This window comes from Ancylobacter novellus DSM 506, assembly GCF_000092925.1.
GTDB classification, from domain to species: domain Bacteria; phylum Pseudomonadota; class Alphaproteobacteria; order Rhizobiales; family Xanthobacteraceae; genus Ancylobacter; species Ancylobacter novellus.
In genome coordinates, this window is record NC_014217.1 from 1,471,232 (window position 1) to 1,483,175 (window position 11,944).

Genomic DNA, 11,944 nt, shown 5'->3' on the forward strand with positions numbered 1-11,944 from the left:
TGGGCCGGTATCGCCTCGGCAACTCCAATGCACGTCAATCCCCGCGAATGCGCTGATAGCGTTCCAGCGCACGCCGGCGCGCCGCGGCATGGTCGACGATCGGGTGCGGATAGGTCTCGCCCAGCCTCACGCCGGCCTGTGCCAGCACCTGCGGCGGGGCTTGCCACGGCTTGTGGATCGACGTGTCGGGAAGGCCCGCCAGCTCCGGCACGAAACGCCGGACATAGGCGCCATCGGGATCGAATTTCTCGCCCTGGGTGACCGGATTGAAGATGCGGAAATAGGGCGCGGCATCCGCCCCCGAGCCGGCGACCCATTGCCAGCTGGCGGCATTGTTGGCCGGATCGGCATCGACCAGCGTGTCCCAGAACCAGACCTCGCCGCGCCGCCAGTCGACGAGCGCGTGCTTGATGAGGAAGGAGGCGGCCACCATGCGCACGCGGTTATGCATCCAGCCGGTCTGCCAGAGCTGGCGCATGCCGGCGTCGATGAGCGGATAGCCGGTGAGTCCGCGCTGCCAGGCGCGCTCGATCTTGGCATCCTGGTTCCATTCGAAGCCGTCGAAGCGGCGGTTGAAATTGACCTGCGCGAGGTCCGGGAAATGGAACAGCAGATGGTAAGAGAATTCGCGCCAGTAGAGCTCGCTGACGAATTTCTCGACATCCGTACCCCGCACCTCGCCGGCATCTGCGGCGTGGCGCACGGCGGCGAGCACCTGTTGTGGCGAGAGATGGCCGAAGCGCAGATATGGGGACAGGCGCGAGGTGTGCTCCATGTCCGGCCGGTCGCGACCCGCGGCATAGCTGCGAAGGCCGCCGTCGACGAAGGCGGCGAGCGCGGCGCGGCCGCCATCCTCGCCGGGAATCCAGCTCTCGCGGAGCCCGCCGGCCCAATCGGGCGTGGTCGGCTCCAGCTTCCAGTCGCGCAACTCATCGCCCGCCGGCGTCTCGGCGAAATGCCAGTGGCTGCCCACCCTGGCAGGGCGGCGGATGTCGTGCTGGGCGGCGTTGCGATAGAACGGTCCAAACACCTTGAACGGACCGCCAGACTGCGTCTTCACCGTCCATGGCTCATGCAGCAGCGATCCGTTGAAGCTCTCGACCATCAGGCCCTTTTGTGCGAGCTCCGTCTTGAGCGCGGCGTCGACGGCGATCTCGGCCGCGCCGTAGCGGCGGTTCCAGTAGATGGCGCCGGCTTTGGCCTCCGCCGCCACGGCGGGGACAACCTCGCCCGCCTTGCCGCGCCTCAGGATCAGTTGGCCGCCCTTGGCCTCAATCGCCTCCGTCACGGACGCCAGCGCCCGGCCGAGCCACCAGCGTGCGGCGCCGCCGAGCGGGCGTATGCCTTCGCTCTCCTCGTCCAGCAGGTAGAGTAGCACGAGCGGCCGGCCGCTCCGCTGTGCGGCATGGAGCGCGGGATTGTCGGCGAGGCGGAGATCGTCGCGGAACCAGACGAGGGCGGGCGATGCAGGCATGGCGGCCGCAGCCTAACCGATCCGACCCGCCGAGGGCGAGGCCGACCGACGCCACCATGGCGTGGGGATCCTGACGGCACGAAAAAGGCGCGGGTGTCGCCACCCGCGCCTTCCTCACAGCGTCGCCTCAGGGGAGAAAGCGTCGCGTAGTTATCCGCGTTCAGCGCGCGCTGCGCGCATTCTGCTCGATCTGCTGCTGGATGTAGGGCTCGACGCCCGCGGTCGGCTGGGAAACGACGGCGGCGTTGCGGCCTTCCACGAGACCCGCGCCGGGAACGGCGAGCTGCGCCGAGGTGCGGACAGTCTCGTTGTAGGCGGCACGCTCCGCCGGATCACGCGACTCCGCATGGGCGGCAGCGGTGAGACCCAGAGTGGCCACAGCGGCGGCGGCAAGGATGAGCTTGTTCATGGTTCCATCTCCTGATTTTGGAGGAAAGGCAGCCGTCGAACGCGGCCGCCGGGTTGATGACGTGGAACGTATGTCCGGCGATGGTGCATTGCACGGTGTTCATTCGCACCGTTAGTATTGCGTCAGTGCAATAACATATAGGTGATCGCGACTTGATCGTGTGCGATTGAATACCTATTGAATTGGCGACTCAAAAGTTCGTGAGCCGGCTAAAGCTTCTTGGGGCAAGGAGTGGCGGCTGGCTGTCCATGTTGCGCTGCGACAAGCGCGCGGAAGCTCAGTCGCCCAGATGCTGCCGCAATTCGGCGGCCAGCGCCTCGATTTCCCCAGCGCCCTTGGAGCCCGGCGCCGTTTCCATGATTGTCAGCCCCCCGCCCATGCTGGCGGCGAACGCTACCCTGTTACCAAGTAGCGTCTGCGCCGCCGGATGGCCGAGGGCACGAATCGCCTCGCTCATCTCCTGGGTGAGGGCGGCGCGCGACTGCGCGCGGTTAATGACGATGAGCGAGGCGGTGCCTTCCTTAGCGATCATGTCCAGCGTGGGCTGCGTCGCCCACAGATCGATCGGGGTCGGCTGCACCGGCACCGCGACAAGGCTTGCCGTCTCTATGGCCGGACGGGATTCGACGTCGGATTTCGGCGGCGTGTCGATGACCACGAAGCCATAGTCGCGTGCCAGACTGCGCGCTTCGCGGCGTGCGCCCCAGCCAGAGGCTGTGCGGAAGGAGAGCCCGGTCGCGTCTTCGCCGAGCGTGCCCTCGCGCGCCTCGAACCATTCGCCGAGGCTGCCCTGCGGGTCGCAGTCGAGCAGTGCGACGCGTGCGCCCGCCTGAGCGAGCGCAACGGCGAGATGGGCGGCGAGCGTGGTCTTGCCCGATCCGCCCTTCTGCTGGGCAATGGTGATGATTCGCCCGCTCATCGCTGGTGCCTCCCGCTCCCGTCAGCGTTGCACTGCAGCAGGCGGGCGGCAACCGTTTAATCGCGCGACGTCAGCCGGCGTGCGTCACGCGCTAGGCGAGGCGCCGCCGAGCACGACCACCTTGGTGCCGACCGCCACGCGGTTGTAGAGGTCGATGGCATCCTGGTTGATCATGCGGATGCAACCGGAGGAGACGTTGGTGCCGATCGTGTAGGGCTCCAGCGTGCCGTGGATGCGGTACAGCGTGTCCTTGCCGTTCTGCCACAGATACATCGCCCGGGCGCCGAGCGGGTTCTGCAGGCCGCCGGCCACGCCCTGGCCGCTCTGCAGCTTGGTGAGCTGCGGCTTGATGTCGGGCCTGCGGTCGATCATCTCCTTCGGCGGATACCAGTCCGGCCATTCCTGCTTGGAGTTGATTGTGGCGCTGCCGGACCAGCCGAAGCCTTCCTTGCCGACGCCGACGCCATAGCGCATCGCCACCCCGCCGGGCATCACATAGTACAGGAAATGCTCGCGCGGATCGATGATGATGGTGCCGGGCGGCTGGCTGGTCGAATAGGGCACCTCGCGGCGCAGATAGACCGGATTGATCCGCGAGGTGTCGACCTCGGCGATGGGGAAGCGATCCGCCATCGGGCCGTAGGTGCCGGTGGGCGCATAGGAGGTGACCGGCGTGATCGGGGTAAGCGGCGCGCTGGCCGTGGTCGTCCGCTTGCAGCCGCCCAAAGCAAGGGCGACGCCGGCCATGGAAAGGCCCAGCACGGCGCGACGATCAAGGTTAGGCATGTTCCGCAACCCTCCGCGAATTCAACCCGCACATATTAATGCGAATATGGTGAACAAGTTCTTGCCGAGCGCGTGATCGCGCGCCTCCACACCCCGCTGCGGGGTGCGGCTGCCGCATTCGTGATCATGCGGTCGGGGCGTTCGCGTGGGTTCAGCGCGGGCGGGGCAGGGAGCGGAGGTTGTCGACCCAGGAGAAGTCGAAATAGCCGCCGCGCGCGAGCGCATGCAGCTTTTCGGTGCGCAGCAGCCCGTCCTCGATGAAGCTCTCGTCGATATGCACGCCGATCACCTCGCCGAAGGTGAGATGCCGGCCAGTCTCCGCGCCGTGGCGGTCCTTCAGGTCGATGGTCTCGATCCACACGCATTCGAGCGCGCAGGGAGCGGCTGCCACACGCGGCGGCTTCACCAGGCGCGAGGGCGCGCGCTCGAGTTCCGCGAGCTCGAATTCGCTCTCGTCCGGCGGGATCGGCTTGGAGGTGAGGTTAACCTGCTCGATCAGTGCGTGCGTGGCGAGATTGCAGACGAATTCACCGGTCGCCATGACGTTGCGCACCGTGTCCTTCAACCCGTCGCTGGAGAACATGACGATGTCCGGCCCCTCACTCACCAGGTTGAAGAAGGAGTAGGGGGCGAGGTTGGCGACGCCGTCCTCCGACAGGGTGGAGATCCAGCCGATGGGGCGCGGCGCGACGATGGCCTTAAGCGGGTTGTGCGGCAGGCCATGATTGCGGCGGGTCGGCTCGTAAAACATGGCCTTAGAACCTCGTCACGATGTCGGCGAGCGCCGGGCGCGGCCGGTCGTCCTGCGGGCGGGCGAGCGTGCCGACATGCACGAAGCCGATGAAGCGTTCGTTTTCGCTGAGGCCGAGCGCGGCGCGCACGCGCGCGTCATAGGCCTGCCAGCCGGTGAGCCAGGTGGCGGCATAACCGAGCGCATGGGCGGCGAGCACCAGCAGCGTGCAGGCCGCGGCGCCGGAAAGCGTCTGTTCCCATTCGGGAATTTTCGCGTGGGGTCCTGCCTTCGAGACGACGCCGATGACCAGCGGTGCGTGCGAAAGCCGCATGCGCTCGATGGCGACGCGGTCCTCGTCGGCGTCCGGGTTGTCGGCGCGGAAGGCGGCGGCGATGGCCTCGCCGGCACGCCCGCGCGCCTCGCCCTCAAAGATGACGAAGCGCCAGGGGGCGAGCTTGCCGTGGTCGGGCACGCGCGAGGCGATGGCGAGCATCTCGTCGAGCTGGGCCGGCGTCGGGCCAGGGGAGGTGAGATCGAAGACCTTCGGGCTCTTGCGCGTCTTCAGAAGGGTCAGGGCGTCGGTCATGGCCAATGGCGTTCCTTCAGCGTTCTCTGCGCGTAGCACGGCGCCGGCGTGCCACCAAGCCGCGGCGGTGGCGGCGCCGTGGCATTCGGCATTGGCTCCTGCCGACTTGAATTTGCCGCTGTTTAAAGGCACCAACGGCGCCGATGACGCACGCGTCCCGCCATTCGCCCGTCGCTTCGAATCCGCGCCGCCCGCGTACCGGCGGCGCGAGGACGCGTTTCATCATGCGCGCGGCGCTGCTGCTGCCGATGCTGTGGGCGGCTGTCGCGTCGGTGCAGGCGCAATCCGATCAGGCTCCGCCATCGGGCGCGCTGCCCTTCGTCGGTACGCAGGTGCCTGGACGGCCACTGGCGGGCAGCATGGCGCTGCCGGCGCTGATCGCTCCCGGCCAGCAGCCGCAGGTACCGCCGAAGGCCGGCGATCCGCATTCCATCCTGCCGCAGCCCCCGGCGGGGAAGGTCGCCATCGGCATGAGCGCGCGCTTTGGCGACAATGACCCGTTCATTCCGCGCGGGCTGGTCTGGCGCATCTTCGCCGACCGGCCGGAGGCCTCGGGCGCCTATCCGCTGGTCGCCGAAGCGGCCGATCCCGCGCCGGTGTTCTTCCTCTCGCCGGGCGGCTACGTCGTCCACGTCTCCTACGGCCTCGCCAGCGTCGCCCGCCGCATCGTGGTCGGCGAGGAGTCGCGACGCGAGCAACTGCTGCTCTCCGCCGGCGGCGTGACGCTGCACAGCGACGTCAGCGACAAGCCGATCCCGGCGCAGAAGGTCACCTACGACATTTTCGAGGGCAGCTTCCTGCAGGGCCGCGCCGCTAGCCGTCCGTTCTACCGGGGCGCCAATTCCGGCGAACTGATCGTGCTGCCCGCCGGCAGCTATTACGTTGTCTCGACCTATGGCGAGGGCAACGCCGTCATCCAGGCCGACGTTGCCGTGGCGCCGGGCAAGGTGACCGATGCGACGCTGCATCACCGGGCCGGCGAGATCGCGCTGCGACTGGTCAAGGTGGCGGGTGGCGATCCTCTGCCCGACACGCAATGGTCGGTGCTCACCCCCGGCGGCGACAGCGTGAAGGAATCGATCAACACGCTGCCGACCTTCGTGCTGGCCGAAGGTGAGTACACCGCCGTCGCCCGCTACGAGGGCAAGACCTACACCAAGGAGTTCACCGTCGAATCCGGCAAGGACGGGCCGGTCGAGGTGATGCTCGGCGAGCAGGTGGCGCCGCCGAGCCTCGACGCCACGGAAGGCAGCGGCGACTGAGCGCCGCGCGGCGGTTCACGTCGCGCCTCCGTCATCATGGTCAACGCTTTCTTAAGCGGCGGCTCCCATCATCACCCATCGATGGAAGCAGCCGGGAGTCGGCCATGATCGTACGTCAGTTTCTTGAGTGGGCGCGTACGGCACCGGAGGACGCCCGTGCCAAGGCGGTGGCGGCTCTGGCCAAGGTCTATCTGCGTCCCGACCTCGCGGCCGATGACCGTGCCGAGATGGACGCTGCCCTGCCGCAGATCGCCGGCGATCCTTCGCCACTGGTGCAACTCGCCCTGGCCTCGGCGCTCTGCCGCCACCCGCTCGTGCCGGCGGACCTCGTGCTGCGGCTGGCCGCGCTCGGCGGCGCGGCGGGCGAGGAGATGCTCACCCATTCGCCGGTGCTGAACATGCGCGAGCTCATCGGGTTCGCGGCGACCGATGTCGTCAGCCGGCAAGTGGCCATTGCCGACCGCGAGGCGCTGCCGGCGCCGGTGTCCGCCGCACTGGCCGAGAGCGGCGACGTCGCCGCCTGCCTTGCGCTGGTGCGCAACCCGACGGCGGACGTCCCCGGTTTCGCGCTGGGCCATATCGTCTCCCGCTTCGGCCATGTGCCGGAACTGCGCGCGGCCCTGCTGGTGCGGCACGACCTACCGCCCGCGGCGCATCATGCGCTGATCCGTGCCGTCGCGGGCACGCTGTCGTCCTTCGTCGGGGAGCGGCAATGGCTGCCGCCGGCGGAGGCCGCCCGCGTCGCGCGCGAGGCTTGTGAATCCGCTGCCGTCAACGAGGCATCGCGCCGCCAGGCAGACGAGGTGCGCGCGCTGGTCGAGGCGCTGCACGGACGTGGCGAACTGACCTCGGCGCTGGTGCTGCGTTCGCTGCTGTGCGGCCAGGTGCGGCTGTTCCTGGAGGCAGTGTCGGTGATCTCGGGTATCAAGATCGACCATGTCGCCGCGCTCGCCGCCGACCGCTCTGGGGAGGCATTCCGGTTGCTTTATGACCGCATCGGACTGCCGGCGGGCGCCTTCATCGGCTTCCGCACAGCGCTGGAGGTGGTGCAGGCCGAGGCCTATCTCGACGAGGAAGACGAGGCGCCGGGCCTCAAGCAGCGCATCGTCGAGCGCGTCATCGCCGCCTATGAGGCGGAAGGCGAGACGACGGGTGGCAACGGCGTCGTCGCCCTGCTGCGGCGCTGGCGCGACGAGGCGAAGGATACGGGCCGCGTGATAGCGGCTTGAGGCTCAGCCGAACTGCTCGAGGAGGATGCGCTCCTCCATCGAGTGGTCGCGATCGACCAGCATGGTCATGGACGACTCCCGATCGAGCCGCGCCCGCACGGCGACCACGTTCAGCACCTGGAAATGATCGGCGGTGGCGTTGACCGGCCGCTTCTCGAATTCCAGCACGGCGATGTCGACCCGCGCATGGTCGCGTACCAGCGCGCCGCGCCAGCGCCGCGGACGGAAGGCCGAGATCGGGGTCACCGCCAGCAGCGGCGTGCCGATGGGCAGGATCGGACCCTGGGCGGAGAGGTTGTAGGCGGTGGAGCCCGCGGGCGTCGCCACCAGCACGCCGTCGCAGATCAGCTCCTCCATGCGCACCTTGCCATCGATGGCGATGCGCAGTTTCGAGGCCTGGTAGGACTGGCGGATCAGCGACACCTCGTTGATCGCCCAGGCGCGGTGCTGGCGGCCGTTGACGTCGGTGGCCTCCATCATCAGCGGATGGATGACCACGCGCTGCGAGGCGGCGATACGCTCGGGCAGGTCCTCCTCACGAAAGCCGTTCATCAGGAAGCCGACCGAGCCGCGGTTCATGCCGTAGATCGGCTTGCCGCTGTCGCGGAAGCGGTGGAGCGTCTGCAACATGAAGCCGTCGCCGCCGAGGGCGACGACGATGTCCGCGTCCTCCGGCGCGATGGTGCCGTAACGGGCGACAAGCCGCGCCTGCGCCTGCACGGCGTCGGGCGCCTCGCTCGCGACGAAGGCGATTCGGCCATATGCTGGTAAAGAGTCGGCTTCCACGCTGCTCTCCGGGGCGGGGCGGGCGACTTCGTTCATGCGGGACAGCCCGATGCGCGGGGTGAGGGATGGCGATGCTAGAGGGCGGCTATAGCACGATCATGGTCTATACGACGTGGCCCGGCGCCGTCGAGGCGGAAGCTGCCGGCCGGGCCATCGTGGCGGACGGACTGGCAGCCTGCGTCAATATACTGCCGGGAATGGTGTCGATCTATCGCTGGCAGGGCGAGATCGAGCGCGCGGACGAGGTGGTGATGATCCTGAAGACCCGCGCCGACCTCGCCGAGCCGGTGGCGCAGGCGGTGCGCGCCCGCCACCCCTATGAGACACCGGCGGTGCTGTTCATCCCTGTCACCGGTGGCGACGCCGACTATCTCGACTGGATCGCCGCCGAGACGGAGGAATGAAGGGCGGCGCTCAGCCCTCGGCGTCGCGCAGATAGGGCTCGACCGGGCCCTTGAGCATCACGGTCATCGGGTTGCCGGCGCGGTCCTTGGCCTTGCCGACCGAGACGCGGATCCAGCCCTCGCTGACGCAGTATTCCTCGACATTGGTCTTCTCGGCGCCCTTGAAACGGATGCCGACGCCGCGCTCGATCAGCTCGGCATTGAAATAGGGGCTGTTCGGGTCGCTCGACAGGCGGTCGGGGAGAGTGTCGCTCATCGGGGTCCTCGCAGGCTCGACAAATCAAGGGCGCGAGACATAGCCCCGCGCCCGCTGCCTGCCAAGTCGGCATCGGTGTTTCTAGATCGGGCTCACAGCACCGGGTTCCAGACCGCCGGCACCACCTCATAGCCGTTGCCGGCCTTGCGAATGAAGCCGGTGGCCGGGAAGGGGTAGTGGTAGCCGGTGAGCTGCAAGCGCTCGGCGGCGAGCATGTCGTAGATGCGCCGCCGCGTGGCCGCCGCTTTGGCGCCGTCCATGTCGTACTGCACCTGCCAGTCCGGGTTCGGTGCGAACAGGATCGGCGTGTTGGTGACGTCGGACTGGATAAACAGCTTGCCGTTCCCAGAGGCGAGCACGAAGGCGGTGTGGCCCGGCGTGTGGCCGGAAGCGTCGACCGCGGTGAGGCCGGGGACCACTTCCTTGTCCCACTGATAGCGCTTCACCTTGCTGTCGATGTCCTTGAACACCCGGCGCACGTTCTGGAAATTGCCCTTCAGCCCTTCCGAGGCGCGGCTCATCTCGCCCTCGTCCATCCAGAAGGCCCACTCGGCCTCGGGTACGAGGATCTCGGCATTGGGGAAGGCGAGGCTGCCATCTTCGGCGCGCAGCCCGTTTATGTGGTCGCCGTGGAAATGCGAGATCACCACCGTGCCGATGTCCGACGGCTTGACCCCGGCCCAGGCGAGATTGGCGGTGAGCTTGCCGACGGTGGAGTTGGCCGCCTGCGGCCCGTTGCCGGTGTCGATGAGGGTCAGCTTGCCGCCATTGTTGATCAGCAGCGGGTTAAACTGGACCGTCATCGCGTCCTTCGGCTGGAAGGCGGCCTCCAGCGCCGTGTTCACCTGGTCGCGCGAGGCGTTGCGCACGAAGCTATCGCCGAACGGAAAGCTGCGGGCGCCGTCATTGACCGCGGTCAACTCGATGTTGCCGATCTTGTAGCGGTACAGGCCCGGCACCTGCTGGCCGGAGGCGGTCTGCGCCGCAGCCGGCGTCGAGGCGGCGAGCCCCGTTCCGATGAGGCCGGTTCCGGCGAGCGTGCCCGCCAGCGGCAGGGCGCCGGCGCCGATCATCAGGTTGCGACGGGACAGGCGAGACATGGTGGGGGTGGCCATGGGCAGGCTCTCCGTGACGGGAATCTGTCGGGCCGGAAGGCTAGGAGGCGCTCCCGCCGCGGTCACCCGGCAGGGAGTCACGTTGCCGTGAGGAGAGGTCAGAACTTGTAGTGGTACCCGACCTCGATGCCGGTGTAGCTCGCCGCACCATTCGACCAGTCGCGCTCGATGAACAGCGAGACGTTGTTGTGGGCATCGATGTTGTAGGTCACGCCGGTGGCAACCTCGGGCGTGTCGTAATCGTTCGACGTGTCGAAGGCATTACGGTAGCGCAGGCGAAACATGGTCCAGGACCATTTCTCCGCGATCGGCACCGAGCCGGCGATGGTCAGGTAGTAATAGGGAAAGCTGGTGTCGTCGTCCGAATGGATGAAGTGCTGGCCGGCACCGATGCTGCCGGTCAACGACATCTTGCCCAGCTCCCATGTGTAGCCGATGCCGACCTGCACGTTGGTCTTGGAATCGGTGGTGCCGGCAGTGTCGTAATATTTCACGGCGCCGGAGATGCTGAACTTGTTGTCGAAGGTGTGGGTGATGTCGCCCTGCCAGTCGGTGCCGGTGGTGGCGCTGAAATCCTCCGGCCCACGCTCGGTGGTGAAGGTTCCGCCGATGCTGGTGCTGTCGGCCGCGGCGGCATGAATGCCGGCGGCGAGCATCGCGCAGCTCGCGAGAATGGTCAGGCCGTAGCGCATCGTCCCCAGCTCCCCCTGTATGGACGCCTACCGCTCTACGATCCGCCAGCACCCCTCAATCATACATAGGGATGCTTTGCGGTATCATGTTCCAATAAGAGCCTCGTTGGCGGCCGTAGGTGCCTTTCCGCAACACCTGGGGTGCAGATATCTGGGGCTCAGCTATTGGCGAGCTTTCCCACATATTCAGAGCGGAGCGTAAGGTAGACGTCCGTCTGCATCGGCCACCAGAACAGCTTGTCGAGGGTCCCTGCCGGATAGGCGGCCTCGAAGGCGGAACGGTCCTCGGCCGAGAGGTAGTTTTGCGAACCAGCCGCGCAGCTGTTGTAACCGGTGGTGTTAGCGAAGCGGGCGCCGATATCGGGCTGATACATGAAATTGGCGAAAGCGTAGGCCTGCTCGATATTGGCCGCGCCGGAGGGGATGGCGAGCGTGTCGGTCCAGGCGAGGCCGCCCTCCTTCGGCATGCCGTAGCGCCACTTCCGGTCGGTGTCGCGGTGGAGGGCTATGCCGGTGCTGTCCCAGGTCTGGCCGATGGTGCAGCCGCCGCTCACGAAGGCGGCGGTGGCTTCCGCCGCGTTGTTCCAGGTGGCGCCGATGTTGGCCTTGTGGGCGAGGAGGAACTTCAGGCAGCCGTCGAACACGCGGCGAGCGTCCGCCTCGGACTTGTACATGTCCTGCGCCCGGTCGGAGGGCAGTTCGCCCGTGGCGTCGAGATAGAGCGCGACGCCGGTGAAGGCGGATGTCGGTCGGATGGCGGTTTGCTTCGGGTTAGCGGGGAGCCAGAGGGCGCCATAGGAGATCTCGCCCGACTTGGCGTCGAATTTGGTCGAATCCCAGGTGAGGCCCTCGGTGCCCCAGTCGAACGGCACAAGGTAGCGCCGGCCTCGATACTCCGCGCCGAGCTTGAGCGAACTGCGGTAGATCGAGGGGATGATCTGCGCGACCTTGAGCTTGGCTTCGTCGATCGGCCGCAGCAGATCGTCCTTGTAGTAGTTCGGGCCGGTGTCGACCGAGGGGAAGATGAGGTCGAAGCCCTTGCCGCCAACCGCGCGCAGCTTGGCTTCAGCCTCGCCGTTCGAGGTGTAGGTCGAGAGCTGGATGTTGATGCCCGTGGCGTTAGTGAAGTCGGCGAGCAGCGTGTTCTGGTCGAAGAAGCCTTTCCAGGCATAGACGTTGAGCGTGCCCGAGGTGGCCAGCGCGTCATGGGCGCGCAGGACGGCGGGCGCGGCCAGCGCGGCGGCGCCGGCCTTCATCACGTCGCGGCGGGAAAAGCGGATCATCGATACCTCC

The 11,944-nt window shown here is 67.4% G+C and carries 14 protein-coding genes; 3 read left to right on the plus strand and 11 right to left on the minus strand.

What is annotated here, in order from left to right; translation table 11 throughout:
• Nucleotides 1–34: 34 nt before the first annotated feature.
• From SNOV_RS07000 to SNOV_RS07025, 6 genes are all read right to left on the minus strand, one after another.
• Nucleotides 35–1,474 carry a cryptochrome/photolyase family protein gene (locus SNOV_RS07000; protein ID WP_013166219.1) on the minus strand — a complete coding sequence of 480 codons (1,440 nt, stop codon included), beginning with the start codon at nt 1,472–1,474 and terminating at the stop codon, nt 35–37.
• A gap of 160 nt (nt 1,475–1,634) precedes the next feature.
• The gene (locus SNOV_RS07005; RefSeq protein ID WP_013166220.1) at nt 1,635–1,883 is read right to left on the minus strand and encodes a hypothetical protein; all 249 of its coding nucleotides are present in this window, start codon (nt 1,881–1,883) and stop codon (nt 1,635–1,637) included.
• Nucleotides 1,884–2,160: 277 nt separating this feature from the next.
• Complete coding sequence (gene parA / locus SNOV_RS07010) at nt 2,161–2,802, minus strand: ParA family partition ATPase (protein ID WP_013166221.1); 642 nt, start codon at nt 2,800–2,802, stop codon at nt 2,161–2,163.
• A gap of 84 nt (nt 2,803–2,886) precedes the next feature.
• Nucleotides 2,887–3,588 (minus strand): L,D-transpeptidase, encoded by a 702-nt coding sequence (locus tag SNOV_RS07015; RefSeq protein WP_013166222.1) that lies wholly within the window; start codon nt 3,586–3,588, stop codon nt 2,887–2,889.
• Between the two features lie 151 nt (nt 3,589–3,739).
• A complete protein-coding gene (locus SNOV_RS07020; protein ID WP_013166223.1) occupies nt 3,740–4,339 on the minus strand; it encodes a flavin reductase family protein in 600 nt (199 codons plus the stop codon).
• Between the two features lie 4 nt (nt 4,340–4,343).
• On the minus strand, nt 4,344–4,907 hold the full coding sequence (locus SNOV_RS07025) for a nitroreductase family protein (RefSeq protein ID WP_013166224.1): 564 nt from the start codon (nt 4,905–4,907) through the stop codon (nt 4,344–4,346).
• A 224-nt stretch (nt 4,908–5,131) separates the two neighbouring features.
• On the opposite strand from SNOV_RS07025, the gene SNOV_RS07030 reads away from it, so the two are divergent.
• Nucleotides 5,132–6,169: a hypothetical protein gene (locus SNOV_RS07030; RefSeq protein WP_013166225.1), complete on the plus strand. Its 1,038-nt coding sequence runs from the start codon at nt 5,132–5,134 to the stop codon at nt 6,167–6,169.
• Between the two features lie 104 nt (nt 6,170–6,273).
• Nucleotides 6,274–7,398, plus strand: a complete 1,125-nt coding sequence (locus SNOV_RS07035; RefSeq protein ID WP_013166226.1) for a DUF2336 domain-containing protein — start codon at nt 6,274–6,276, stop codon at nt 7,396–7,398.
• A 3-nt stretch (nt 7,399–7,401) separates the two neighbouring features.
• Here SNOV_RS07035 and SNOV_RS07040 read toward each other — a convergent pair whose 3' ends face one another.
• On the minus strand, nt 7,402–8,220 hold the full coding sequence (locus SNOV_RS07040; RefSeq protein WP_013166227.1) for an NAD kinase: 819 nt from the start codon (nt 8,218–8,220) through the stop codon (nt 7,402–7,404).
• A 29-nt stretch (nt 8,221–8,249) separates the two neighbouring features.
• Here SNOV_RS07040 and cutA point away from each other — a divergent pair, with 29 nt between their 5' ends.
• Entirely contained in the window at nt 8,250–8,588 is a 339-nt protein-coding gene (cutA, locus tag SNOV_RS07045; protein WP_244412899.1) for a divalent-cation tolerance protein CutA, read from the plus strand.
• 10 nt (nt 8,589–8,598) lie between these two features.
• Here the strand turns inward: cutA and SNOV_RS07050 are convergent, their stop codons facing one another.
• The 4 genes from SNOV_RS07050 to SNOV_RS07065 form a co-directional block, all read right to left on the minus strand.
• On the minus strand, nt 8,599–8,844 hold the full coding sequence (locus SNOV_RS07050; protein ID WP_013166229.1) for a DUF3297 family protein: 246 nt from the start codon (nt 8,842–8,844) through the stop codon (nt 8,599–8,601).
• 92 nt (nt 8,845–8,936) lie between these two features.
• Complete coding sequence (locus SNOV_RS07055; protein WP_013166230.1) at nt 8,937–9,959, minus strand: MBL fold metallo-hydrolase; 1,023 nt, start codon at nt 9,957–9,959, stop codon at nt 8,937–8,939.
• Nucleotides 9,960–10,057: 98 nt separating this feature from the next.
• On the minus strand, nt 10,058–10,651 hold the full coding sequence (locus SNOV_RS07060; protein ID WP_013166231.1) for an outer membrane beta-barrel protein: 594 nt from the start codon (nt 10,649–10,651) through the stop codon (nt 10,058–10,060).
• Nucleotides 10,652–10,809: 158 nt separating this feature from the next.
• Nucleotides 10,810–11,934, minus strand: coding sequence for an extracellular solute-binding protein (locus tag SNOV_RS07065; protein WP_013166232.1), 1,125 nt, complete (start codon nt 11,932–11,934; stop codon nt 10,810–10,812).
• Nucleotides 11,935–11,944: the final 10 nt, after the last annotated feature.

Excerpts from the sequence above, each read along its gene's own strand:
- parA (WP_013166221.1), bottom strand. The coding sequence starts at position 2,802 with ATGAGCGGGCGAATCATCACCATTGCCCAGCAGAAGGGCGGATCGGGC.
- SNOV_RS07035 (WP_013166226.1), top strand. The coding sequence starts at position 6,274 with ATGATCGTACGTCAGTTTCTTGAGTGGGCGCGTACGGCACCGGAGGAC.
- SNOV_RS07000 (WP_013166219.1), bottom strand. The coding sequence starts at position 1,474 with ATGCCTGCATCGCCCGCCCTCGTCTGGTTCCGCGACGATCTCCGCCTC.
- SNOV_RS07040 (WP_013166227.1), bottom strand. The coding sequence starts at position 8,220 with ATGAACGAAGTCGCCCGCCCCGCCCCGGAGAGCAGCGTGGAAGCCGAC.
- SNOV_RS07015 (WP_013166222.1), bottom strand. The coding sequence starts at position 3,588 with ATGCCTAACCTTGATCGTCGCGCCGTGCTGGGCCTTTCCATGGCCGGC.
- cutA (WP_244412899.1), top strand. The coding sequence starts at position 8,250 with ATGGCGATGCTAGAGGGCGGCTATAGCACGATCATGGTCTATACGACG.
- SNOV_RS07050 (WP_013166229.1), bottom strand. The coding sequence starts at position 8,844 with ATGAGCGACACTCTCCCCGACCGCCTGTCGAGCGACCCGAACAGCCCC.
- SNOV_RS07060 (WP_013166231.1), bottom strand. The coding sequence starts at position 10,651 with ATGCGCTACGGCCTGACCATTCTCGCGAGCTGCGCGATGCTCGCCGCC.
- SNOV_RS07005 (WP_013166220.1), bottom strand. The coding sequence starts at position 1,883 with ATGAACAAGCTCATCCTTGCCGCCGCCGCTGTGGCCACTCTGGGTCTC.
- SNOV_RS07020 (WP_013166223.1), bottom strand. The coding sequence starts at position 4,339 with ATGTTTTACGAGCCGACCCGCCGCAATCATGGCCTGCCGCACAACCCG.
- SNOV_RS07065 (WP_013166232.1), bottom strand. The coding sequence starts at position 11,934 with ATGATCCGCTTTTCCCGCCGCGACGTGATGAAGGCCGGCGCCGCCGCG.
- SNOV_RS07025 (WP_013166224.1), bottom strand. The coding sequence starts at position 4,907 with ATGACCGACGCCCTGACCCTTCTGAAGACGCGCAAGAGCCCGAAGGTC.
- SNOV_RS07030 (WP_013166225.1), top strand. The coding sequence starts at position 5,132 with ATGCGCGCGGCGCTGCTGCTGCCGATGCTGTGGGCGGCTGTCGCGTCG.
- SNOV_RS07055 (WP_013166230.1), bottom strand. The coding sequence starts at position 9,959 with ATGGCCACCCCCACCATGTCTCGCCTGTCCCGTCGCAACCTGATGATC.